The following is a 24814-nucleotide window of genomic DNA, read 5'->3' on the forward strand; positions in this document are numbered from 1 at the left end:
TTTCGATTGTTTCGTCATTAATTTTTCTACACTTTGGTTATTTTCTTGCTGGAATTTTAATCAAATTGGATTTGACTAAAAAAATAACCATTCGGCTTGATGCCAAAAATGTAACGACAATTACGCCTATGTATTTTTTTGTTGTTGCGTGGTTTGCAATTCTCTGGGGGTTTTTGCTTTTGTCATTCTTCTTGTTTGGGAAGAGTGCATAAATGAGTAAAACCAAAGAGGAAAAGAAGCACCTTGAGCGCGTGGCTTCTCTCGGTTGTATCGTCTGTCGTAATGAGGGGAGATACAACATACCGGCAGAGGTACACCATATCCGAAACGGTGCAGGCATGGGGCGGCGCAACAGCCATTTTGAGACGATACCGCTATGCCCTGCACATCATCGGACTGGTGGAGTAGGGGTAGCCTTTCACGCCGCGCCGCGAACGTTTGAAAGCTTATACGGCACGGAAAGAGAATTGTTGAAACAGGTTGAGAATATTTTAAATTGGCAGTAAATCAGCAAGGAAGAACCGTTAAATGCAAAGCGTAGCGTACAGGCTGACGAAAGACAACAAGCGGCCTTTAATGACGACCATCTACAACAATCTAGGGGTGTGGTTAGAGGCTAATTCAGAGCTTGAAGTGTGTATTAGGCCGCACAAATCCAAACGCAGTATCGAGCAAAACCGACGCTTGTGGAAAATCTACGGCGAACTGGCAGATAAGGCATGGGTAAACGGCAGGCGGTACAGCGCGGAAACGTGGCACGAGTATTGCAAGGGGATGTTTCTAGGCTATGAACTAAAGGCCATGCCGGACGGTAGCGAGCTTAAAACGCCAATCAGCACGACAACGCTAAACACGGTAGAGATGACCGACTATCAAAACCGCTTACAGGCGTGGGCGGCAGGAAACTTCGGGTTAATTTGGGAATTTTAAGGGGCGGGAAATGTATCACACGGTTGGGCAGGTTTTGGCGGAATGGCGGAGGGATGAATGAAGTGTCGGGGCGAAAATCATGGAATGGCAAAGCTGACGGAGCGGGAGGCGAAGGCGATTCTGCGCTTGCGGCATGCCGGGATTGCCTACCACTTGCTGGCGGAGGCATTTCAAGTTTCTCAACGCACGGTGGGTTCGATTTGCAGGGGGGAGAGGTGGTTACACTTGGATTCGGAGATGGAGGATTACAATGGGACAAATGGAAAAACTGACACCAAAGCAAGCAAGGTTTGTTGAGGAATATTTGGTGGATCTTAATGCCACGCAGGCGGCGATTCGGGCGGGGTATAGCGAGAGTACGGCGCGGGCAATTGGACACGAGAACCTGACAAAACCTGACATTCAGGAAGCGATTGCTGAGGCGCGCGGCAAACAGCAACAGAGAACAGAAATCACGGCTGACAGGGTGCTGGAGGAATATGCAAAAATTGCATTTTTCGACCCGCGCAAGCTGTTCACGGCAGACGGCGGGATTAAGCCGGTGGAGCAATGGGATGATGATGTGGCGGCGGTGATTGGGTCGTTGGATGTGGTGGAAATCGGCGATGACGGGGAGATGATTGGCCGGGTGAAGAAGCTGAAGCTGATTGATAAAAAAGGGGCGTTGGACAGTATCGGCAAGCATTTGGGTATGTTTGTGGATCGGACGGAACTGAGCGGGCGCGACGGGGAGGCGATTGTGATTTCGGATGCGGAACGTTCGGCCAAGATTGCGGGCTTGTTGGCAATGGCGAAGGCGAGGAAAGATGGGTAATGACGTATTGCCGCGCGAGGTGGCGGAGCTGCTGCCTTACCTGACTGAGGCGGAGCGGGTGGAGATGGACGGGTTGTTGCGGGATTTGCCGCTGTGGTTGCCGCTGCCGGGGCCGCAGCTGGCGGCCTACACCACGCAGGCGGATATTATCGGTTTCGGCGGGGCGGCAGGCGGCGGCAAGACGGATTTGGCCTGCGGCAAGGCGCTGACACAACATCAAAAGGTATTGATTCTGCGCCGCGATGCCAAGCAGTTGCAGGGGATTGTGGACAGGCTGCGCGAGCTGATCGGCAATGATGACGGCTTCAACAGCCAAAAAGGCGTGTGGCGGCTGGACGGGCGGCAGATTGAGCTGGGCAGCTGCCTGTATGTGGACGACTGGCAGAAGTATCAGGGGCGGCCGCATGACTTGCTGATATTCGATGAGGCGGCAAACTTTTTGGAAATTCAGGTGCGGGCGCTGCTGGGCTGGCTGCGCTCGACCGACCCGAATCAGAAATGCCAGGCGCTCTTGACCTTTAACCCGCCGACCACGGCGGAGGGGCGTTGGATTGTGGATTTCTTTGCGCCGTGGCTGGATAAGAAGTTTCCTAATCTGGCGGCGTGCGGGGAAATCCGCTATGCGGCCAGCGTGGACGGCAAGGATGTGTGGGTGGATGACGGACGGGAATTTGTGTTGGTGGACGGGGTGCCGGTGTATGAGTTCGACCGCAACAGCTTTAAGCCGGAGGAAGTGGTGAAGCCGTTGGCCCGTACGTTTATCCCGTCGAGGGTAACGGATAACCCGTATCTGATGGGCACGGGCTATGTGAATACGCTGCAATCTTTGCCTGAGCCGTTGCGCTCGCAAATGCTGAACGGGGATTTCAGTGCGGGGATTGAAGATGACCCGTGGCAGGTTATCCCGACTGTATGGGTGGAGGCGGCGATGGCGCGTTGGAAGCCTTTGGACAGGCTGCCTGAAATGGACAGCCTGGGGGTGGACGTGGCACGCGGCGGCAAGGATGAGACGGTATTGGCGCGGCGGCACGGGATGTGGTTTGACCGGCCGCTGGTGTATCCGGGCAGCCAAACGCCGGACGGCCCGGCTACGGCGGGCTTGGTGATGGCGGCTTTGCGTAACCGTGCGCCAATCCATATCGATGTGATCGGGGTGGGCAGTGCGCCGTTTGATTTTCTGACGGAAGCACGGCAGCAAGTGATTGGCGTGAATGTGGCGGAGAAATCGACGGCGCGGGATAAGTCGGGGCGCTTGGGCTTCCGCAATCTGCGTTCGCAGTTGTGGTGGCGGATGCGCGAGGCGCTCGACCCGGCCAACAATACGGGCATCGCCCTGCCGCCGGATTCGCGCCTGCTGGCGGATTTGTGTGCACCGACTTGGAAGTTGTCCGGCGCGGAAATCTATGTGGCGAGCCGTGAGGAGATTGTGGCGAAGATCGGCCGTTCGCCGGACTATGCGAGTGCCTATTGCTTGGCGCTGCTGGACACGCCGAAAATCGACAGCCTGCGTGTGGCAGGTGGGAATAAAAAAGTGATGGAGTACAACCCTTATGCTTGATGTGCGGATAGATGATGGTTTGCGCTACATGGATTGGATTGAGCAGCAGCTGGCGGAGACGCACCGCTTGGAAACGGAAGCGGACTGGGCGGGCAAGGTTAGCTTGAACCGTGAGCTGTATCGGGCGGTAGCGGCGGAGGGTAATCTGCTGTTTGCCGGGGCGTTTGTTGATGGCGAACTGGTGGGCTACTGCTCAGCCTTCCTTTCACGCCATCCGCATTATGACTGCTTGGTGTGCCAGCACGATGCGCTGTTTCTGCTGCCGGAATATCGGGTGGGTATGGCCGGTTTGCGCTTGGTGCAGACGATTGAGCGGGAAGCGGCACGGCGTGGCGCGGCTTATGTGGCCTGGCATGCCAAGCCGGGCAGCAGTTTTGAAGGCATCCTTGCGCGGCGTTGCCGCCGTGAGGATGTGGTTTATTTACGGCAACTGACGAAAGGATAGAGACGATGCCAGCAGCACCGATTATCTCCGCCGTAGCAGCGGCAGTGGGAACCAGTTATTCGATTTACTCCGGCGAGCGTGCGGACAAGAAGCAAAGACGAGCGCAAGCACAGGCGGAAAAGCAGGCGAAGGAGCAGGCTTTGCAAGCGGAGCGCGATTTCAATAAAGCCAACAGCAAGAAAGCCAACACGGCCGGCTTGCTGCAGGCTGCTCAACAGGACGGCGGCGGCGTAAGCAGCACCATGCTGACCGGTTCGGAAGGGATTGAAAACGACCAGCTGAAATTAGGTAAGCAAAACCTGTTGGGCAAAACCTCTCTCTTGGGGTAAAACATGGACACGAATTTACGCAAACGCATCCTAAAGCGGCACGCTGACCTGAAGAAGGAGCGTGCTTCTTGGGATGATCATTGGCGCGATATTTCCCGCCATCTGCTGCCGCGTTCCGGGCGTTTTTTGGCAGATGAGCGTAATCGCGGCGATAAGCGCTTCAATGAGATTTACGACAGCACAGGCACGCAGTCGCTGCGCATCTTGGCAGCTGGGATGATGAGCGGCATGACTTCGCCGGCTCGGCCTTGGTTTAAGCTGGCGATTGAGGATGCCGACTTGATGCAGTATCAGCCGGTCAAGTTGTGGCTCGACCAAACGACCAAGCTGATGCACACCATTTTCCAGCGTTCAAACACCTACCGTGCTTTGCATGCGATGTATGAGGAATTAGGGGCGTTCGGCACAGCGGCCAGCATCATCCTGCCGGATTTCGATGATGTGCTGCATCACTACCCGCTGACGGTGGGGGAATATGCGGTGGCGACCAACTGGAAAGGCGAGGTGGACACGCTGTATCGTGAGTTCCAGAAGACGGTGGCAGAGACGGTGCGTGAATTTGGCTACGATAATTGCAGTCCATCCCTGCGCCGCCGCTACGACAATGCGAACTATGACGGCTGGGTAACAATCATCCATGCCATCGAGCCGCGCTTGGAACGGGATGCTTCGCGCCGTGATGCGCTAAATATGCCGTGGCGTTCGGTGTATTTGGAAAAAGGAGCAGGCGAAAACGATGTGCTGCGTGAAAGCGGCTTTAGGCGTTTCCCGGCACTCTGTCCGCGTTGGACGGTATCGGGCGGGGATATTTACGGCCATAGCCCGGGCATGGAGGCATTGGGCGATATTAAGCAGTTGCAACACGAGCAGCTGCGCAAGGCGCAGGGGATAGACTACAAAACCAATCCGCCGCTGCAAGTGCCGACCAGCCTAAAGTATCGGGATGTGGATAGGCTGCCGGGCGGGATTGTGTACAACGACACTGCCGGTTCGCAGGCAGGCATCCGCCCGCTGTATGAAGTGCAGCTGGATTTGAACCATCTGTTGCAGGATATTCAGGATGTGCGCGGGCGCATCCGCAGTACCTTCTATGCGGATTTATTCCTGATGTTGAGCAATCAGCAAAACCCGAACATGACGGCCACGGAGGTGGCGGAACGGCATGAGGAAAAACTGCTGATGTTGGGGCCGGTGCTGGAGCGTTTGCAGAATGAGTTGCTCGACCCGCTGATTGAAACCACCTTCGACTTCATGCAGGAGGCGCAGATGCTGCCGCCACCGCCTGAGGAATTGGATGGCGTGGATATTGATATTCAGCTGGTATCAATGTTGGCACAGGCACAGCAGGCTGTGGCCACCAACAGCATCGACCGCTTCATTTCGACCGTGGGCGGCGTGGCACAGTTCAAGCCGGAGGTGTTGGACAAGATTGATGCCGACAGGCTGACGGATGTGTATGCTTCGGCCTTGGGCGTGGATCAATCCATCATGTTGCCGGAAGAGCAGGTGCAGGCGGTGCGCGAACAACGGGCGCAGCAGGCACAGGCACAGCAGCAAATGGAAGTGGCCAACCAGGCAGCGGAGGCGATGCAGAAAGTCAGCCAGGCCGCCGGCAATGCGGATGTGACGGATGCATTCAGCGGCTATGCTTAGGCGGAGTAGGAATAAAGGGCGGCTTAGGCTGCCTTTTATTTTTGATGGTAATTATTACAGAAATAAATATATATGTTCTCCTGTACTGATAATGGGAAAACATCTACAAAATAGCTTGGGTCTCCAGAATCAACCCTTATAACTCGACCCGTCGCAACATCTATGACAGATTGCCTGCCAAAAGCTATCTTATGTTGGCCGCAGCGAAAGAAGACGTGCCCTACTATATTCGTCTTATTTCCTGCTGCATCAACAGCATTAGTTAAAATAAACCATGCATTATCTCTACCAACTGTTTGTTTATCAATGAATATATTTGTAATTCCATCATATGATTCGGTGAACAATTCCCATCTGTCAGGGTCTAGGGTTGGTTGAGCTTGGGATATGGCTGATAAAACAAGGAGTGAGTAATACAATATCAGCTTCTTCATGGTTTCCTCTATTTAATTTGTCCAAAGTTATTGATAAATGTAGAAATATCATCTTTGTTGTTCAATAGATATAGCTTCCCTTTATCTAAAATTGAGATGCTGATAGATAGTGAATCTTGACCTTTGATGATACCTCGGTTTTTAAGCGTAGTAATGTGGCTGCTCGGAATAACGGCAAAGGATGTTTTAGTGAGTTCGCGCAAGGCGAATACATAATAGGTATTGCCGCTGTGGTTGGTTTCAAAAGATTTTTGGTTGATACTGAAACCGAAACTGCCATTGGCACGCGGCTGAGATGTTTTCACTTGGATATGGTAATAGATATTTTCTTTTGATGCGACAATATCAATCCCTTTATCCACTACCATTAACGATGCATTAAAGCCCCAGAATAATAGCTCGCTCATCACCGCTAGCTCGCCAGCTTTGCCTAAAAATGCAGAATCCACAGGCGGAGCAATGTTTTGTTCTGTAGGGTTGGCTACCCTCAGTTTCTTCAGACGGTACACGCCACGCTTGTAGGAAACAACCTTCCCTTTCGCATCTTTTTTACTGGCAACCTTAGTAAAAACGGCATCTTTCTTTTTCACATGGGCAGCAAGCGCTGATGATAGTTTGTTGCTGAATGTGTCAGCATCCATTCCCATATTGTGATTTATCCTGACAGCTTCAATAGCAATATCAGATACATGGCCTTGTTTCCCTGGCATGCCAGCTAGGATTTTATATGCGGCTTGCAAGATTTGGCTGAGATTTTCCATAAGTAATCCTTAATAATATTGACTTCCATACTCTCAACAATTATGATGACCCCACTACTAAATTGTCTAGCGGATATCCGCCCCGTAAGCGCGCATTTTTTGTGCCTATCGGTTTCGTTGCTCTCTCCTTGTATGAGATTAGCGGCACAAAACGCCAAGTTTCTCTGGCGGGTCTATACGCAGAAATACAACACCTTCGGGGAATACTGCGAGCCGTCTAGACACGGTAGTTGAAGCCCGCCGCCCTATTCAGCGGCAATCACTAACTAATCTGTCTAGGAGTTCATCATGAACGCAATCTCTGTAGCCAATGTCGCTATCCGTCAATTCGACAACCTTTATTCTCTCAATGATTTACACAAAGCCAGTGGTGGCGAAAATCGCCACAAACCCTCCCTATGGCTTCAGAATCAACAAACATCTGATTTAATTGATGAAATTTCCAAAGCAGGAAATCCTGCTTTGGATAAAAATCAACAAGTTATCCAAGTTGTTAAAGGCGGCAACAAACGCGGCACTTACGCATGCAAAGAATTGGTGTATGCCTATGCCACTTGGATTAGTGCTAAATTCTTCTTACAGGTTATCCGCACCTTCGACGCCGTAATTTCAGGTAGCCTGCACTCTTCCGAAGCTCTGCCATCTGCCAAAACCACCGCCGACGACCGTACTGGATTGCGCCAAGCCGTTGCCGCGCTTGTCGGACGCAAAGGCATAGACTACTCCTCCGCGTACAGTATGATTCACCAACGCTTCAACGTCGGCGCGATTGAAGACCTCCCCGCCGAGAAGCTGCCCGAAGCCGTCGCCTACGTCCACGCATTGACCCTGCACACAGGCTTGACCGGCGAAGTCCTCGACCGTGAACCACTGCCCGCACCGCAACCAGCCCTGCCTATCGACGGCAACTCTTTAGCCGACATTGCCGCTATGGTTTATTACGGCACATGGATGATTGAATTGGGCAAAGACATCTCCGCGCCGCTCAAACAGCTTGGCAACAGGCAGGCGGTTACGATGTGGACGGTTTGGCACGAAACCCGTTCACGCCTGAAAAGAGCCGTCGCAGCCCTCGAAGTGTTGCGGGGATATGCGGACAAAGACACCTCCGACCGCATAGCCGTATGTCTTGAAGGCATTTACAGCAAGGCTACGGTAAGGTAAACAGAAAATGCCGTCTGAATCTTCAGACGGCATTTTCTCAGACAAATTTAAAGTCCCGTTTCATCTAATAAATTGTTAGTTAAAAATATATTGCACGCAGCCTTCGGGCTGCTTTTGTTTTGCCTGATATTTTACTAAATTTTACAGTTACACTTGATTTTTCAGGACTTGTATTAGAGTAGCGGCAGACAGTTGGAGGGGCAATGAAACAGGAAGCGATGCAGTCGGATATTCGGGCGCTGATGAAGCTGCCGGCCGGACGGCGGGTGGTGTGGCGTTTGCTGGAACAGGCCGGCGTGTGGCGTTCGGTATTCAACCCTGAGCCGTTGCGGATGGCATTTGCCGAAGGGCAGCGCAATCTCGGCTTGTGGCTGTTGGACTGGGTAATGCGTGAATGCCCGGATGAATACGATTTGATGATGAGGGAAACACGCGATGAGCGATGAGACTTTAATCACGGAAGCGGCGGCGGAAGAGGTAGCGCCGGAGCAAGGGCAAGCGGTGGCGGAAGCGCAGCAGCCTGCCGAACCGGAACAGCCAGCCGCGCCTGAGCAGCAAGAAAAACCGGCTGTGCCGGAGCAGTATCAATTCACGGTGACAGAAGGCAAAGAATACGATGCCGATGTGCTGAAGGAATACGAGGCGGCGGCGCGTGAAATCGGCTTGGATAACGATCAGGCCAATCTGATGCTGGGTCGTATGTCGGCTATGTTGGAGCAGCGCCATGGTGCGCAGATGGAGGCTTTAAGCAATCAATGGGCGCAGCAATCGCGCACGGATGCAGAGTTTGGCGGCGACAAGCTGAACGAAAACATGGCGGTGGCGAAGCGTGCCTTGCAGCAATACGGCTCGCCGGAGTTGTCTGATTTACTCAATCAGTCCGGCTTGGGCAACCATCCGGCCTTTATCCGGATGTTCTACCGGGTTGGCTTGACCTTGCGGGAAGACGGCATGGTCAATGGCAACAAGGGGGAGGCGCGTTCGGCGCAGAGTTTTTACAACGCAAGCAACATGAATCCTTAAAAGGGGTAAGCAATGGGTGTATTGAAAAGTAACAATCCGACTTTGGCCGATGTGGCCAGCCGCATGGATGATAAGGGGAATATCTCCGATATCATCGAAATGCTGACGGAAACCAATGAAATCTTGGAGGATGCCACTTGGCTGGAAGCCAACGGTTTCACTGAGCATAAAACCACGGTACGCAGCGGTTTGCCGCAGGGTACTTGGCGTATGCTGAACTATGGTGTGCAGCCGGAGAAATCGACCACGGTTACCATCAAAGACAGCATGGGCATGCTGGAAAGCTACGCGCTGACCGATAAGGCGCTGGCTGATTTGAACGGTAATTCGGCCGCTTGGCGCTTGAGTGAAGAGCGTGCTTTCGTGGAGGGTATGAACCAGAACTTGGCCAGCACCTTGTTCTATGGTGATACCTCTGCCACGCCGCAACGCTTTACCGGCTTGGCTCCGCGCTTCAACAGCAAGGCGGCGGAAAACGGCCAGAACATCATTGATGCCGGCGGCACGGGCAATGACCTGACTTCGATTTGGTTGTGCGTATGGGGGCCGAATACCCTGCACGGCATTTATCCGAAAGGCAGTAAGGCTGGTTTGGTTATCCGCGATTTGGGCGAAGATACGGTGAAAGATGCCGACGGCGGCGAGTATCAAGCCTACCGTACCCACTACAAATGGGATGCCGGCCTGACCCTGCGCGATTGGCGTTATGTGGTGCGCATTGCCAATATCAACTGGCAACAGCTGACCAAGGATGCCCAAGCCGGTGCCGACCTGATCGACCTGATGACCCAGGCTATTGAGTTGCTGCCGAACGCCAATATGGGCCGTGCGGTGTTCTATGTGAACCGCAAAGTACGCAGCTTCCTGCGCCGCCAGATTGCCAATAAGGTGGCTGGATCAACCCTGACCATGGAACAGGTGGCCGGCAAGCATGTGGTGTCGTTTGACGGCATCCCGGTAAAACGCAGTGATGCGCTTCTGTTGAGCGAAGCGCAGGTTAGATAAAGGGGGATGACATGATTATCGATAAATTCCTGCAACTTTCCGACAAGCAGACTGTGATCTCTACTGCTCCCTCTACTCACGAGGTGGACTTCGGCCAGCCTACCCCTAATCTTGGCTTGAACAGCCAGCCCTTGTATGTGGTGGTTACCGTGGCTGAAGCGGTCAGCGGTACTGGCAAAATCAACTTCGCCCTGCAGCACAGCGACACTGCCGGCAGCGGCTATGCCGATGCCTTAAACGGCGTGGTGCCGGCAGCTGATTTGAAAGCTGGCGCCCAGTTGGTGCTGCCGATGCCGATTAAGCATAAGCGCTTCGTACGCTTGAACTACACCGTGGACGGCGTGGTGGGCATCGGCAAATTCTCAGCACAGATTGTGGCCGGACTACAGGCGAACACGCCGCCCGCCGACAGCCCGCGCATTGTGTAGGAGGCAATAATGGCACGCAAACAAACACCGGAACAAACACCGGAACAAACACCGGAACAAACACCGTACGAAGGCTTGCAGTTGGTGGTGGCGACCGCCGTCGGCTTCTATGGACAAATCCGACAGCGTGGCGAACGCTTCTATGTGGCCGCTGGGGAAACAGCCTTGTGGTTTGAGCCGGTAGCTGAAGATGAAGCAGAGCCGGGAGCTAAAGGCGAAGCAGAGTAAACCAACCGCCTGACCTGCCCAACCGGCCGGCAGGCGGTTTTCTTTGGAGTAGATGATGAGCAACGCAGTAACGATTTGCAATCTGGCTTTGTCGCACTTGGGCGATACGGCCACGGTGGCTTCAATCCAGCCGCCGGAAGGCAGCGTGCAGGCCGAACATTGCGCCCGCTTCTACCCGCAGGCTTTGCGCTCGCTGCTCGCTTTGCACCATTGGGGGTTTGCTACGCGCTATGAGCCGCTGCAGCGGGTGGATCGAGAGGGTGATGCACGCTTTGCTTACGTATTCGCCCTCCCGGCGGAATCTTTGGAAATGGTGGCCGTGCGTGATGCCTATGGGGCACGTATGCCGTTTGCAGTGCAGGGGAAAAATGTACTGGCTAATCAGCCTTCAGTTTGGGGGCAATGGATAGACGGAACAGTAGAACCTAATTCGTTCCCGCCATTGTTCACGGAAGCTTTGGCTTGGCAGTTGGCTTCGATGCTGGCCGGGCCGATACTGAAAGGGGATGCTGGAGCGGCGGAAGCGAAGCGCTGCTTGCAGATGGTGTCGGTGTATTTGCCTCAGGCTAAAGAGGCGGATGCCAACCAGTATCAACTACCGATAACGCATAAAGTGGCGTGGATGGAGCAGCGATGAGTAGTGTTCGTTTATTCAAACATTCTTTTGCCGGCGGCGAAATCGCACCTGAGATGTTCGGCCGCATCGAGGATGAGAAGTATCAGAGCGGCTTGGCTTTGTGCCGTAATTTCGTAGTGAAACCGCAAGGCGCGGTGGAGAACCGTGCCGGACTGAAGCTTGTGCGGGCGGCCAAGTATGCGGATAGGAAGGTGCGGCTGCTACCGTTTACCTATTCGACCACACAGACGATAGTAATTGAGTTCGGCCATGAATACTGCCGCTTTCATACCCAAGGGGCAACCCTACTGGACGGCAGTAACCAGCCCTATGAGCTGGCTACGCCGTATCAGGAAGCGGAGTTGTTCGATGTGCATTATGTGCAGTCGGCCGATATTGTGACTTTGGTACATCCGAACCATCCGCCGATGGAGTTGAAGCGTTACGGGGCGGCAGATTGGCGGTTGGAAACCATCCGTTTCAAGCCGGAGTTAGATGCTCCGCAAGGAGTGGCGGCCACAGCGCACGGCGGAGGTGGTGTTCTGTTTGGTTATGTGGTCACGGCGATCGCCCAAGATGGCACTTCTGAATCAGAAGCTTCGGCTGAAGTGGAGGTGGTAAATGATTTGTACACATCAGGCCACCACAACACGATCCGCTGGAATCCGGTAAACGGCGCCAGCCGATACAAAGTGTACAAACGGCATAACGGACTATACGGCTACATTGGGCAGACTACGGACACGACGTTTGATGACGACAACATCAGTGCGGATATGTCGGCTACGCCGCCATTGTATGACGATGTGTTTATTTCAGGCGGTATTTTGTCGGTGGCGGTATTGGATGGCGGGCGCGGCTACCTGGAAAAGAGCGGTATTGCTTCGGCCGCAGTACTGAGCGGTGGGCAGAATTATCCTCAGGACGGCACATTCCGCACCCGTGCGCCTAATCCGCAGGGTGGCAGCGGCGACTTCTTCAGCATCGAAGACCGCAGCGGCAGCGGTGCGGAACTGGATGTGGTGGTACAGGGTGGCAAGATTGTGCGTATCGACCGGATACAGGCTGGGAGGGATTACACCGCCCCGCGTTTGGTGTTCCGCAATGAATCCAAAGTGTATCAGCGCGGCGATCAAATCAGCGGTAGGACATGGCAGTCGGCGGAAGTATCTATGCGCTTGGATGGTTTCCCGGAATTGGTGGTGAGCGATGCCACAGGAAGCGGGGCGCAGCTGTTTCCGGTGGTGCAAAACGGACGCATTACGGCAGTGCGGGTATTGAAAAAAGGCAGCAACTATACCGCGCCCAGTATTACGGTGCAGGCTGCTGTCGGCAGCGGTGCGCTATTTGGCAAGGTGGCGGTGTCGGGCAAGAGCTTCCCGGCGGCAGTTTCATACTTCTCACAGCGCAGGGTGTTTGCCGGTACGCATTCTCAACCGCAGAACATTTGGATGACCAAGAGCGGCACGGAAAGCAATATGTCGTACTCAATCCCAACCCGAGAAGACGACCGAATTGCGTTCCGTGTGGCGGCGCGTGAAGCCAATACCATCCGCCACATTGTGCCACTGAATAAGCTGATCCTGCTGACTTCATCGGCGGAATGGCGCATGGAAACCGTTAACTCTGAAGCACTCACTCCGTCTTCAGTATCGGTAGCCCCTCATTCCTATATCGGTGCTTCTAACGTGCAGCCGGTGGTGGTGAACTCAACTCTGATTTACTGCGCGGCACGCGGCGGACATGTGCGCGAAATGGCGTATTCATGGCAAGCAGGCGGCTATGTGAGTGGCGATTTGTCGCTACGCAGTCCACATTTGTTTGACGGCTTCGATATTGCGGATATGACTTACAGCAAGGCCCCCATACCGGTGGTGTGGTTTGTGTCTTCATCCGGCGAGCTGTTGGGGAATACCTATATTCCTGAGCAGCAAATCGGCGCCTGGCATCGGCACAATACCCACAAGGGGCGTTTTGAGAGCTGCACGGTGGTGGCCGAAGGCGCAGAAGATGTGCTGTATTGCGTGGTGCGCCGGGAGCTGGCCGGCGGCACGCGGCGCTTTGTCGAGCGGTTGGAGAGCCGCGCCTTCGCCCGGCAGGAAGAGGCGTTTTTCGTGGATTGCGGCTTGAGCTACTCAGGCGAGGCGGTAAACGAAATTCAGGGGTTGGAACACTTGGAAGGCGAGACGGTGGCGATACTGGCGGACGGCGCGGTGCTGCCGGAAACGCTGGTGCGCGATGGCAAGATCAGTCTGCCGATAAAAGCCAAGACGGTACACGTCGGCTTGCCGATAGTGAGCGATATGCAAACCCTGCCGGTGGCGGCGCAGATTGATAGTGCTTTCGGGCAAGGGCGCAAAAAGAACGTGAATAAGGTACTGCTGCGGGTGTGGCGTTCATCCGGCATTTGGGTAGGGCCGACTGCCGACAAACTGACCGAAGCCAAGCAGCGGCGCGATGAGCCTTACGGCCAACCGCCCGCCTTGCGCAGCGGCGATATCGAAGTGGTGATACAGCCTACTTGGGATGACGGCGGGCAGGTGTTTGTGCGCCAAACCCAGCCCCTGCCTTTAACGGTGGTGGGCGCAACGGCAGAAGTGGTGTTGGGCGGATAGGAGGGAAGGAATGAAGATTGCATCGACGGGCGGCGGGTTTTCAGGTAGCCCGCACAGCGGCGGCACGGGTGCGGCCGATATTGCCGCAGCGGTGGGGCAGGCATTCGGCCTGCTGGGCGGTTTCGCCGGTAGCTTTTATTCAGCCAAGGCACAGAAGCGCAACCTGCAGCATCAGGCACGGATGGCGGAAATCAACGCCCGCATTGCCGAAACCGGCGCGAAAACGGAATTGGCGCGCGGCCAGGCGGAATACGCCCGCCATACCTTGCAGGCCGGGCATTTGAAATCTGCACAACGAGCAGCTCTGGCCGCCAACGGCATGGTGATGAACGAAGGCAGCGCGGCGGAAATGCTGGCCGCTACCGACATCATGAAGGAAATCGATGCGCAGACGATTGAGGAAAACGCCCTGCGTAATGCCTGGGGCTACCGTATCCAAGCTACCGATTACCGTAATCAGGCATTGATGGGCCGGGCGCAGGCTTCATCCATCAACCCTGTCGGTGCAGGCTTGCAAACCTTGCTTGGCTCTGCGCCGATGGTGGCGGAATACTGGGATAAGTATTCACGGCAAAAAGGTAGCGGCAAGCTGAGCGCAGAAGAGAAACGATTGCTGGGCAGTAATCACTACGGCCGCACCAGCCGCATCCATACCCTGAAACGATAGAGGCAGAACCATGAAGACACCGACCTATGACAATTTTCAGGTAGCCCCCAACACCCTGCCGCAAACCCGTTTCGGCGCGCAGGAGATGGGCGACCCCGGCGCAGCCATCACGCAGCAGGCCAAGGTATCGATGGCACTGGGCCAGCACTACGGCGAACAAGCCCTGCAACAAATGATGGCGGCCAACCAAAGCGTGGCCGATCAGAAATGGGTAGAGGTGGAAAACTACCGGCTGCAGCTGCAACAGGAATACGAACAGCAGCGTGGCTTGAACGCCCTGAATCGCGAAGGCGGCCTTTCCTTGGCGGATGAATACAACAATAAGCTGAACCAGTTTATTGCCGACCAGGCGGAGAGTCTGAATAACCGCGCCCAAGTGGAGATGTTTGCGCATCGCGTAGGGCCGACCCAAGCGGATTTTTCCGACGGCGTAACCAAGCACATGATGGCGGAAGGCCGGAAGTTCCAAGAAGAAACGTTGAAAGGGCGGCTGGATGTAACGGTAAGCGGGGCGGTGGTGGCGCCGACCGAACAGGCTTTTGCCACGGCGATTGCCCGGCTGGAAGGAAACATCGGCGATATTGCGGCGCATGAAGGCTGGCCGCCGGAGAAAGCACAGATGGAATTGCGCGCTAAGGTGGGCGAAATAGTGAGCCAGCGGGCAAACCGGCTGATGGACATGAATTCCTACGACGAAGCCAAATCAATGGTTGCCCAATATGCCCCGATGATGGACGGCAAAACGGCGCTGGATTTGCAGGCGCGTATCGCCAAATTCCAAATGGATGAAGAGGATGAGCAACTGGGGCGTGCTTTTGCCGAAGCCTATCATAAAGGCGGGATGGTGGATTTGGGCAACCAGTCCACTCCGCCAGCCGGTAAAGCGGGAGGCAGTGGCAATGTACGCACCTACACTACGCAGGGCGGCGGCAATTTCCGTAAGGTGGGCGGTTCGCGCTCTTGGCGCAACAATAATCCCGGCAATATGGAGTATGGCACGTTTGCCAAATCTCATGGGGCAATTGGAACGGACGGGCGCTTTGCTATCTTCCCAACGGAAGAGGCGGGGCGGCGGGCGAAAGAAGCGCTGATTTTTGAGAGTAACGGCGGCAAGCGATTGCCAAACAACCCGCTGGATTACGGTGCCGGTATCGGCTACCGCGATAAAACACTGACCCAAATGATTGCCGCCTACGCCCCGGCCAGTGAAAACAATACCCGCGCCTACCAACAGCGGGTGTTGGCAGCAGTTGGCGGGCGCAATAAGCGGATGCGCGACTATACCCCTGCTGAGCGCAAAGCCATCATGCAGGCTATGTTGGTGGTGGAAGGATGGAAAGAAGGAAGGGTTGAAGGCGCAGCTGGGGCAGCGGTGGCGGCCAATGCTGGCGGCAGGCGACAGGAGCGAGGCAGTGAGCCAGCTGCTACCCAGCAGCCACGCATGGTACGCATACCAGGAGGGGATATGGCGGCGATTGAGCGGCAAATTGACCAGTTGCCACCAGGGCGTCGTGAGAACGTGCGGCGGAGTTTCCGCGACCGGGTGTCCATGATTGAACGCGGGGAAAACGACCTGATACAGAAAACCAACCGCAATGCGCTGGATGCGATTGCCAGCGGCGCCAGGGTGCAGGATTTGCCGGCGGAAGTCAAAACGATACTTGGCCCGTCCAGATTGCAGGCATTGGACGACTACCGCGACAAACTGGTGCGCGGCGAACAGAACAAAATGGAGGAAGCGGCCAAACCGATTTACTACGATTTTCTCTACCACCCGGAAAAACTGACGGGCATGAGTGAAGAACAAATCATCAACCTGGCGCCGACCATCGGCATGGATAAAGCCAACAACCTGTTGGAACGCAAGCGCCGCCAAGAGAGAGACGGCGACCAATCCGTACCGAAGGTGGAAGCGGAGGTGCTGAACTGGGCAACTCGACAACTTAATATCAAGACAGGCAGCAATGCTTCGGCAGAAGATTTGCAGAAGCGCGGCTGGCTGATAGACAACATCATGCAGGCCAACCGGGATTTTTATAGCACCCATAAACGCTATATGACCCAGGGCGAATTGCGTGAATTTGTTACCAAAACGCTGATGGATAACTATGTGAGCGAATATATATTGCGCGGCGTATTTTGGAAAAGTTTGGAACAGGAACGTGTGCCGGCGTTAATCGCTTCGCCACAGCAGCGCGGGCGGATGCGGTATGAACAGTACGGCGTGCCGCAGGTAGTACCGAGCCACCAACTGAACCGCCAACCGAGTGAGCAGGAGAGAACGGCAATTATAAATGAAGCGCTTATCAAGGCATCGAAATTGTGAGGAATAAATAATGGGACAGGGAAGAGCGAAAACTTTTGACGAGATGCTGGCTACCGCTTATCTGGCGGTGGGGGTTAATCCGGAGCAGCAGGCGCAAATCAACCGGATGGCGCAGACGGTAAATATTCCGGCAACGGTGTTTAAGCATACCGGCACGGATACGCGCAATCTGCTGATGGCGCGGCAGTTGATTGAGCGGATACAAGGCTCCCCGCGCGTGCAGCAGTTATTATCCGACCCGACAAGGCTTGGGGTAGCACAGGATGATATCGATAACCTGATTAAGCTGGAAGAAAACACCAACCGCTACGGCGGCATGATGCGGGTGGAAAACTCGCGGCTGAAGGATTTGACCGAATCTATTCAGCGCGGCTTCCACACCGGAGTGGCGAATAGCATTCTGGTGGAAGGCACAGAGGGCGGAATTATGCGCGGGCTGCAAAAGCAACGGGCAACCGCAGCGAAAGCCAACGGGGTGTATTACAACCCGCATACCGATACGGCGATTGCCTACCTGAACCAGCGGCGCAAGGCTGATGCGCACGCGCCGGATTGGTCCGCCCAGCAGGATGCGGCGCAGTTTGCGCAAATCAACCGCAGCGGATCGCTTTGGGATGCCACCAAATTCGCCTTTACCCATCCGTGGTTTGTGGCCAATACGGCGGTCGAATCCATCGGCAGTCAGGCGCCGGTATTGGCGGAAACGGCGGCAGTAGGCGGCATCCATCCGCTGGTGATGGCCGCCACGGTGGGCATGGGCAGCTACCGCAGCGAATACGCCTCCAGCCTGAGCGAAACCATGCAGGAACACGCCGACCAGTTGCGGGGTATGAGCCAAGTGGAAGCACTGACTTATGCGCTGGGGCGGCAGGATTGGATGGCGGAAGCCCGTAGTAAGGCAAAGCGGCGCGGCATGGCGGTAGCTGCATTTGATGCGGTTACGGCTGGGTTCGCCGGGAAGCTCTTAAATATCGCCCGTGGCGGCGGTGCGGCAAGGACGGCTTTGGCGGTAGGGGGCGAAGGTGCATTGCAGGTGGGCGGCGGTATGGGCGGAGAAGCCACAGCACAAGCATTAACCGGCGAATACAAGCCGGGCGATATTGTGATGGAAGGTTTTACCGAATTAGCCACCGGGCCGACCGAGATACTGGGCAACACCCGCGAAGCCCGGGCGATGGCACGCGAAGCGCGGGCTGAAGCGGCGGCACAGGCGCAGGCTGAAATCGACCAGGCGGCACAGCAATCCAAGCTGGCGCAGCGCGACCCGGTAACCTTTAGCGAAGTGGTGGACGAGGTGGTGGGGGATAAACACCATCTGTATTTGGATGCGCAGGCATTGAACCAATCCGGGCTGGCAGAGGCAGCGGCCAAGGCTTCGCCAAGCATTGCCGCCCAATATGCACAAGCCTTGCAACAGGGCGGGGATATTCAAGTGCCGCAGAATGAATGGGTATCGCTGATTTCTCCCAATAAAGAGCTGGTTGACCCACTGCGCCAGATTGCCCGCTTCGAGCCGGACGGGGTATCGCTGGCGGAAGCGGCGGAGCAGAAGGCGGCCGCCCAAGCAGAAGGCCAGCAGGAGTTGGAAGCACAGGCACGACAACAGGAACGCGCGGCACAACAGCAGGTGCAGGCCGAACGGCAGGCGGTGGAACAGGAAATAGCCGGCCAGTTGGAACAGGTGGGGCAGTTCGACCGCAAGGCTAATCAGAACTATGCGGCGCTGGTGGGCAGCTATGTGGCCACACAGGCGCAGCGCTTGGGTATTTCCATTCCGGAAATGTGGCAGGCGCACAAATTGAATATCGTAGGCGATATCGGTAATGCGCCGGCGTTGAATCAGGCGCTGGCGTCCGCCCCGCCGAAGGGTTGGGTGCACAGCACCAATCCGCAGGATGCGTTAAGTGTTTGGACTGAAGACGGAAACGAAGCCGCTCAAAATCAGGCGGTATTCTGGACGCTGGAAAATGCGGCCGACACAGGACTACCCGGCACTGACGGATACTCGCACTCCATCAGTAGATCTGCCGCTTACCACATCTACAAAGAACACGGGGATGCCGAGGCGGAGGCGGCACGCGGACAGATTGCGGTAACGGCTGAAGATTTGGCGCGCATTCCTGAAATTGTTACTTCCCCCGATGAAGTGGTAACTGGTTTTCGGTCTGAGCAGGGAGCGGAGCGGGTTGCATATTTGAAACGGTTTGATGATGCGCTGGTGGTCTATATCGCCGAAGCCAGCCGCAAAAAGAAAGACTTCCGCACGGTTTCGATGCGGAAGTATCCCCCAACGGCAATATCCGAAAATGTTGCGAAGAACATCATCGACCAAAGCCTCAACGTCCGAAACGGGGAGGGGGCATACGGTAATGCTACCGCTGATACCGCAAACAATCAAGATGCACAGCAACAATCTACGCTGCACCAGGCGGCACGCGGCGCATTTATGCCGGGCAGTAACACCATTGCCCTACTGAAAGAGGCTGACCTCTCCACCACCATCCATGAGCTGGGGCATTACTTCCTACACACCGGCCTGAATATCGCCAATGCGCTGGAAGCGAAGGCGGCACGCGGCGAAGCGTTAAGTGTTGGCGAACGGCAGCACTTGACGGATATGCAGGCGACTTTGAACTGGCTGGGTTTGGCTGATTTGCAGGCATGGAATGCGCTTACCTTCGAACAGCAACGGCCTTACCACGAACAGCTGGCACGCGGCTTTGAAGCCTACGTTATGGAAGGAAAGGCACCCAGCTTAGAAATGCGCAGCGTGTTCCAGCGCATGAAGGCATGGATGCTACGGGTGTATCAGAACCTGACCCGGCTGGATGTACAGTTGAGTGATGAGGTGCGCGGGGTGTTCGACCGCCTGCTGGCCAGCGATGAGGAAATTGCTCTGGCCGAACAAAACCGCAGCATGGCCATGCTGTTTGATGACCCTGAAGCCGCAGGTATGAGCGCGGAAGAGTTTGCCGAATACCAGGCACTGGGGCAGGCGGCCACCGCCGAAGCGCAGGAACAGCTATCCGCCAAGGCGGTGCGCGATATGCAGTACGGACGCAATGCCCGCATCAGGCATTTGCGCGCGCTGCAACGCGAGGCCAAGGCGGCACGCATCGAAGCAGAAACCGAAGTGCGGCGCGAAGTGATGCGGCAGCCGGTGTATCAAGCATGGCAGAAGCTGACTGCCAAACTGACTGATGCGGACAAGATCGGCCGCGCAGAAACGCCAAAGTTCAGCCCGCAGGTAGACGAAACCCACGACAGCCTGTTTGCGGCGATTGCCAAACTGGGCGGCCTGAATAAAGACGAACTGGTGCGCGAATGGGGTTTTGACCGCCAGGACAAGATTGCAGCGGTGGCGGCGGGCTATCCGGTATTGCGGCGAAAGAACGGGTTGGGTATCGACGAGATGGCAGAGCGGCTGGCTCAGTATGGCTACCTGCCGCTGGACAGCAACGGTAAATGGGATTTACGCGACCTAGAAGAGCGCTTCTTTGACGAGCATCGCGGCGAGCGGCAATACAGTACGGCCTTTGTGCCGCGCGAGGAAACCAAGGCCGGAGAACAGGTGGCCAATCCGTTTGCGGTGTATGCGGTACGCTTTGACGAGGGCGGCCTGCGCGAACTGGGTTTGAACGATAGCGAAATCCAGCTGCTGCGCGAGCGCAAGATGGTAAACAGTGCTCACGGCTGGCATCCGGATTTGATTGCCGAAATGGTGCTGGATGAAGACGGTAACCCCTACTTCGGCTCGGGCGAAGAGTTGGCCCGTGCCATCGTGCAGGCTCCGCCGCCGCAGCAGGTGGTGGAAGGTTTGGCCGACAACCTGATGCTGCAACGGTACGGTGAACTGGCCACGCCGGAAGCAGTTGAAGCGGCGGCAGACGAGGCGGCGCACAACGAAGTGCGGCTGCGCGTGCTGACCCGCGAATACAACGCGCTGGCCAAGGCGGTGGGCAACCGCACGCTGCTGACTGCGGCAGCGAAAGAAGCGGCACAACGTACCATCGGCCGCCTGCAGCTGAAAGATGTGAACCCCACCCGCTACCGGCGTATGGCAGCCAAGGCGGCACGGCAGGCGGAAGCCGCATTGAAGAAAGGCGATACCGCAGCGGCGGCAGCGGAGAAGCGCAATCAAATCCTGCAAACCGCGCTGGCGCAGGCCGCCACCGAAGCACTTCAACAGGCGGATAAAATCCGCGGCCAATGGCAGAAGTGGGCGAATAAGCCGCGACAGAAAAGCGCGAAAACCCATGATGCCGCCCTGACTGAAGTGGTGCGGGCGGTGGTGGGGCTGTACGGCATTGCCCCGCGCAAAGGCTTGGCGGCGGCTGAATATCTGGAAACCGCTTCGCAATATCAGGGCGAAAACCAAGAGGCAGTTCGGCAGGCGTGGGAGCGGGCGCTTAGTGATGTGAAACGCAACGGCGAGCATAAGCAGTTCAATGAATTGAGCCGTGACGAATTGCAGGCCATCCATGACCAGCTGGCCGGTTTGCGCGAACAGGCCAAGCGCGAGCACCAAGTGCGGATTGACGGTAAGCTGCAAGACCGCGAGCAAACCGCCGAAGTGCTGCGGGAAGAGTTGCGTGCCGCTAAGCCTGATGCCAAGGGCGTAACCACCGACCAAGCTGTTGGTGAGTTGGAGAGGTCTCGTTGGAACCTGCGCAGCCTAGTATATAGCGCCACCCGCGTGGAAAGCTGGGCGGAAGCGATGGGTCAAGGCTTCCTGAATTACATCTACCGACCAATCAAGCAGGGTGCGGAAGCCTACCGCAAGCAAACCAATGAGTTCAAACAAGGCTTTAAGGCTTTGCTGGAACCCATCCAGCAAGACTTCGACCGCCCGAAAATCCACAGCCCGGAACTCAACTACACCTTTACCTTCAACGAACTGCTGCACGCCATGCTGCACAGCGGCAACGAGAGCAACCTGCGCAAGCTGCTGATCGGGCGTAGCTGGGGCGAAGACACGCCGGACGGGCTGAATACCGCCCGCTGGGAAGCGTTTATCCACCGCATGCAGGAAGAAGGCATCATCCAAGAGCGGCATTGGCAGTTCGCACAAGGAGTGTGGGATTTGCTGGAACAGAGCAAGCCGAAAGCCCAGCAGGCGCATTTCGAGGTGTTCGGTTACTACTTTGACGAGATTGCCGCCAACCCGATTCAGACCCCGTGGGGCGAATTTCGCGGCGGGTATGTGCCGGCACAGATTGATGCCGATCTGGTGGTGGACGGGCAGATGCGCGAACTGGCCAACCAAGAAAACGAGAATATGGATTATGCCTTCCCGACCACGGCGAAAGGCTTTACCAAGGCGCGGGTGGAATACAACCGCCCGCTGGTGTTGGATTTGTCGCGGCTGATGAGCCACGCCGAACAGGTAGCCTTGTTCTCGAATATGGAAGTGCCGGTGCGTGATGTGCGCCGCCTATTGTCTGATATCACGCCGGAGTTGAACCGCCATCAACACAAGGCACTGGAGTCTATGCTGATGCCGTGGCTGAACCGTGCGGCCAAACAGCGCACCGTAACCAAGATTCAAGAGGACGGCGGCTTCAGCCGCTTCTGGTCTGTGATGCGGCAACGTGCGGGGATGGCGCTGATGTTCGGCAACATCGTAAACACCATCCAGCAGATTACCGGCTTTCTCTTGGCCGGGGTGAAAGTGAAAACCCGTTACATGGCGGCGGCATCATTGGACTTTGTTTCTAACTATAAAGAAATGAAGCAGTCGGTAGCAGAGCATTCAGAGTTCATGCGCAGCCGTATGGATAACGAAATTGCAGCTATGGATGACTTTATCCAAGAAACGCTGATTAACCCCAATCTATTACAGAAGGCGCAGAACTGGACTAATCGCAATGCCTACTTCCTGCAACAACTGATGGCCAACAACATGGAGCCGATCATCTGGACGGCAGCCTACCGACAAGCTTTAGAACAAGGGATGAGTGAAACGGATGCGGCGTTCTTTGCCGACGGGGTAATCCGCCAAACGCAAGGCTCGACCCTGCCGGAGGACATCAGCCGGGCAGAAGGCGGTACGGCCTTTGTGCGCCTGTTCACGCAGTTTATGGGCTACTTCAATATGCAGGCCAACTTATTGGGTAACGGCTTCGTGAAGCTGATGCGGCAGGGCGGTTTGCGCCAGAACAAGCTGGCGGCGGCGCACCTGTATATGATGGGCTACTTCCTTCCAGCGGCGGTGGCGGAACTGATTGCCGCCGCCGGCTACGGCCTGAAGGATGACGACGGCGACGGCTACGCCGACGAAATCCTGAAGACTGCCTTGCTAGACGGTCAAGTGAAGAACGGGTTGGCGATGATTCCAGGCGTTGGCCAAGTCGGCACCTTTGTTTACAACCGCTTCAACGGCAAGACTTACGGCAGCCGCTTAGGTGGTGCACCGGCCTTGAGTGTAGCGGAAGCGGCTTTGCTTGCGCCGTGGTCTGTTGCCAAGGCGGTAGAGCCGGATGCCAACTACCGGCAGAAACGTAAAGGGGTGTACGACACGGCCACCTTGATCAGCATGACACTCGGCTTGCCGGTGCGAGGGGTGTTGAAAGATGGGGAGCAAATTGATGATTGGAGCGGGCTGGATATGTTCAGCGAAGAGCAGAACTAGCAGGTACACTTGATTTTTACCCTTCGGCGTTACCATAGACACGGTAACTCCGGAGGGTATTTTTTATGACGATTGAACGCGAAAGCAGGCGCAGCGATGTGTATCTGGGCGATGGTAGCAGCACCGCCCTGCCGTTCGGCTTTAAGGTATTCCTGCCGACCGAGATTGCGGTGGTGCTGAATGAGGGCGGGGTGGAGCGCACATTATCGCACGGGCATGGCTGCACAGTGTCGCTGAACACTGAGCAGGACGTGCAGCCGGGCGGTACGGTGCGGCTGGATACCCCATTGCCGCCCGGCAGCAAGGCGGTGGTGTTAAGTAACGTGCGCCCTCTGCAGCAGGTGGATTTGACCAATCAGGGCGGGTTTTATCCCGACGTGTTGAACGCGGTGCACGACCGGCTGATCATGCTGATACAACAACTGATGGAGTTGCAGGCCCGTACGCCGCAAGTGCCGGCAACGGACAACGTTACAGGCAAGGAATTGGCGCGGCAGATTGTGGAATTATCCCGCTCGCTGCCTGGGATATGGCAGTTATTGACCAGTGATGAGATGGTTCGGTTGTTGGCGATTTTGGAGCAAAACCCACAACTGCGCCCAACAGAACTTAGTTCGGAAGTAAATAGTGAGCGCGAAGACGTCGCCGCAACTTCCAAAGCAGTCAAGACTGCCTACGACAAAGCCGTGTCCGCCACCGCTGCCGCCCTAGCGGCGGACGACAAAGCCGTGTCCGCCGCCACTGCCGCCCTAGCGGCAGACGGCAAGGCCGAAGCGGCAAAGACTTTGGCGGACGGCAAGGCCGATGCCGCCCACACGCACACCCACACGCAAATCAGCGATTGGGATTCGGTGCTGGCTGCGGCCATAACCGGGGCATTCCCGGTTGAAAAATCCGACAACGGCTACCTGAAACTGCCCAACGGGTTGATTATCCAGTGGGTTCAGATTAATAAAAACATTGGTGGTTATAGCGGCCAATATCAATTTCCTATCGCCTTCCCCAACCGGTGTTTCGGCGCATTGTGCGGGAATGCTTGGACTAGAACCGCAAACGGTTATGTAACCAGTTTGGGCGTCAATTCAAAAAGCCATTTCAGCATCACGGAAAACAATTTCGTAAATGCAGCCTTAGGTAAGGCGGCACAACTGTTCGTTATCGCTATCGGCTATTGACCGGAGACAAAG

General features: G+C 55.8%; 21 protein-coding genes. 19 read left to right on the forward strand and 2 right to left on the reverse strand.

The annotated features are described in order from the left end of the window. The first annotated feature begins 212 nt into the window (after positions 1-212). The 7 genes from ACTHSQ_RS07310 (at position 213) to ACTHSQ_RS07340 (ending at position 5729) form a co-directional block, all read left to right on the forward strand. Positions 213-506, forward strand: a complete 294-nt coding sequence (locus ACTHSQ_RS07310; RefSeq protein WP_440371508.1) for a Ref family recombination enhancement nuclease — start codon at positions 213-215, stop codon at positions 504-506. 22 nt (positions 507-528) lie between these two features. After that, a complete protein-coding gene (locus ACTHSQ_RS07315; RefSeq protein ID WP_440371509.1) occupies positions 529-930 on the forward strand; it encodes a recombination protein NinB in 402 nt (133 codons plus the stop codon). A gap of 250 nt (positions 931-1180) precedes the next feature. Continuing rightward, positions 1181-1744, forward strand: coding sequence for a terminase small subunit (locus ACTHSQ_RS07320; RefSeq protein ID WP_440371510.1), 564 nt, complete (start codon positions 1181-1183; stop codon positions 1742-1744). Beyond that, positions 1737-3302 (forward strand): hypothetical protein, encoded by a 1566-nt coding sequence (locus ACTHSQ_RS07325; protein WP_440371511.1) that lies wholly within the window; start codon positions 1737-1739, stop codon positions 3300-3302. Before ACTHSQ_RS07320 ends, ACTHSQ_RS07325 begins: the two co-directional genes overlap by 8 nt. Next, complete coding sequence (locus tag ACTHSQ_RS07330) at positions 3295-3747, forward strand: GNAT family N-acetyltransferase (protein ID WP_440371512.1); 453 nt, start codon at positions 3295-3297, stop codon at positions 3745-3747. Before ACTHSQ_RS07325 ends, ACTHSQ_RS07330 begins: the two co-directional genes overlap by 8 nt. Before the next feature lie 5 nt (positions 3748-3752). Further along, positions 3753-4076: a hypothetical protein gene (locus ACTHSQ_RS07335; RefSeq protein WP_440371513.1), complete on the forward strand. Its 324-nt coding sequence runs from the start codon at positions 3753-3755 to the stop codon at positions 4074-4076. A gap of 3 nt (positions 4077-4079) precedes the next feature. Then, positions 4080-5729 (forward strand): portal protein, encoded by a 1650-nt coding sequence (locus tag ACTHSQ_RS07340; protein WP_440371514.1) that lies wholly within the window; start codon positions 4080-4082, stop codon positions 5727-5729. 35 nt (positions 5730-5764) lie between these two features. Here ACTHSQ_RS07340 and ACTHSQ_RS07345 read toward each other — a convergent pair whose 3' ends face one another. Both ACTHSQ_RS07345 and ACTHSQ_RS07350 read right to left on the reverse strand, forming a co-directional pair. Continuing rightward, complete coding sequence (locus ACTHSQ_RS07345) at positions 5765-6163, reverse strand: hypothetical protein (RefSeq protein ID WP_440371515.1); 399 nt, start codon at positions 6161-6163, stop codon at positions 5765-5767. Between the two features lie 8 nt (positions 6164-6171). After that, complete coding sequence (locus ACTHSQ_RS07350) at positions 6172-6924, reverse strand: hypothetical protein (protein ID WP_440371516.1); 753 nt, start codon at positions 6922-6924, stop codon at positions 6172-6174. A gap of 285 nt (positions 6925-7209) precedes the next feature. On the opposite strand from ACTHSQ_RS07350, the gene ACTHSQ_RS07355 reads away from it, so the two are divergent. The 12 genes from ACTHSQ_RS07355 (at position 7210) to ACTHSQ_RS07410 (ending at position 24802) form a co-directional block, all read left to right on the forward strand. Further along, the gene (locus tag ACTHSQ_RS07355; protein ID WP_440371558.1) at positions 7210-8088 is read left to right on the forward strand and encodes a KilA-N domain-containing protein; all 879 of its coding nucleotides are present in this window, start codon (positions 7210-7212) and stop codon (positions 8086-8088) included. A 203-nt stretch (positions 8089-8291) separates the two neighbouring features. Then, positions 8292-8534 carry a Bbp19 family protein gene (locus ACTHSQ_RS07360; RefSeq protein ID WP_126982144.1) on the forward strand — a complete coding sequence of 81 codons (243 nt, stop codon included), beginning with the start codon at positions 8292-8294 and terminating at the stop codon, positions 8532-8534. Further along, complete coding sequence (locus tag ACTHSQ_RS07365) at positions 8524-9111, forward strand: hypothetical protein (RefSeq protein WP_440371517.1); 588 nt, start codon at positions 8524-8526, stop codon at positions 9109-9111. The genes ACTHSQ_RS07360 and ACTHSQ_RS07365 overlap by 11 nt, the downstream gene beginning before the upstream one ends. 12 nt (positions 9112-9123) lie before the next feature. Continuing rightward, positions 9124-10116 carry a major capsid protein gene (locus ACTHSQ_RS07370; protein ID WP_440371518.1) on the forward strand — a complete coding sequence of 331 codons (993 nt, stop codon included), beginning with the start codon at positions 9124-9126 and terminating at the stop codon, positions 10114-10116. Between the two features lie 11 nt (positions 10117-10127). Continuing rightward, positions 10128-10544, forward strand: a complete 417-nt coding sequence (locus ACTHSQ_RS07375; RefSeq protein ID WP_440371519.1) for a Bbp16 family capsid cement protein — start codon at positions 10128-10130, stop codon at positions 10542-10544. Between the two features lie 9 nt (positions 10545-10553). Beyond that, entirely contained in the window at positions 10554-10772 is a 219-nt protein-coding gene (locus ACTHSQ_RS07380; protein ID WP_440371520.1) for a hypothetical protein, read from the forward strand. Between the two features lie 55 nt (positions 10773-10827). Next, positions 10828-11409, forward strand: a complete 582-nt coding sequence (locus ACTHSQ_RS07385) for a hypothetical protein (protein ID WP_440371521.1) — start codon at positions 10828-10830, stop codon at positions 11407-11409. Next, the gene (locus tag ACTHSQ_RS07390; protein ID WP_440371522.1) at positions 11406-14003 is read left to right on the forward strand and encodes a hypothetical protein; all 2598 of its coding nucleotides are present in this window, start codon (positions 11406-11408) and stop codon (positions 14001-14003) included. The genes ACTHSQ_RS07385 and ACTHSQ_RS07390 overlap by 4 nt, the downstream gene beginning before the upstream one ends. 10 nt (positions 14004-14013) lie before the next feature. Further along, the gene (locus tag ACTHSQ_RS07395) at positions 14014-14670 is read left to right on the forward strand and encodes a virion core protein, T7 gp14 family (RefSeq protein WP_440371523.1); all 657 of its coding nucleotides are present in this window, start codon (positions 14014-14016) and stop codon (positions 14668-14670) included. 10 nt (positions 14671-14680) lie between these two features. Beyond that, the gene (locus ACTHSQ_RS07400) at positions 14681-16996 is read left to right on the forward strand and encodes a hypothetical protein (RefSeq protein ID WP_440371524.1); all 2316 of its coding nucleotides are present in this window, start codon (positions 14681-14683) and stop codon (positions 16994-16996) included. Between the two features lie 10 nt (positions 16997-17006). Then, positions 17007-23627 (forward strand): hypothetical protein, encoded by a 6621-nt coding sequence (locus tag ACTHSQ_RS07405; RefSeq protein ID WP_440371525.1) that lies wholly within the window; start codon positions 17007-17009, stop codon positions 23625-23627. A gap of 65 nt (positions 23628-23692) precedes the next feature. Continuing rightward, a complete protein-coding gene (locus ACTHSQ_RS07410; protein ID WP_440371526.1) occupies positions 23693-24802 on the forward strand; it encodes a gp53-like domain-containing protein in 1110 nt (369 codons plus the stop codon). Positions 24803-24814 lie beyond the last annotated feature (12 nt).

Source organism: Neisseria sp. P0009.S008 (assembly GCF_051958615.1).
Classification (GTDB): domain Bacteria; phylum Pseudomonadota; class Gammaproteobacteria; order Burkholderiales; family Neisseriaceae; genus Neisseria; species Neisseria subflava.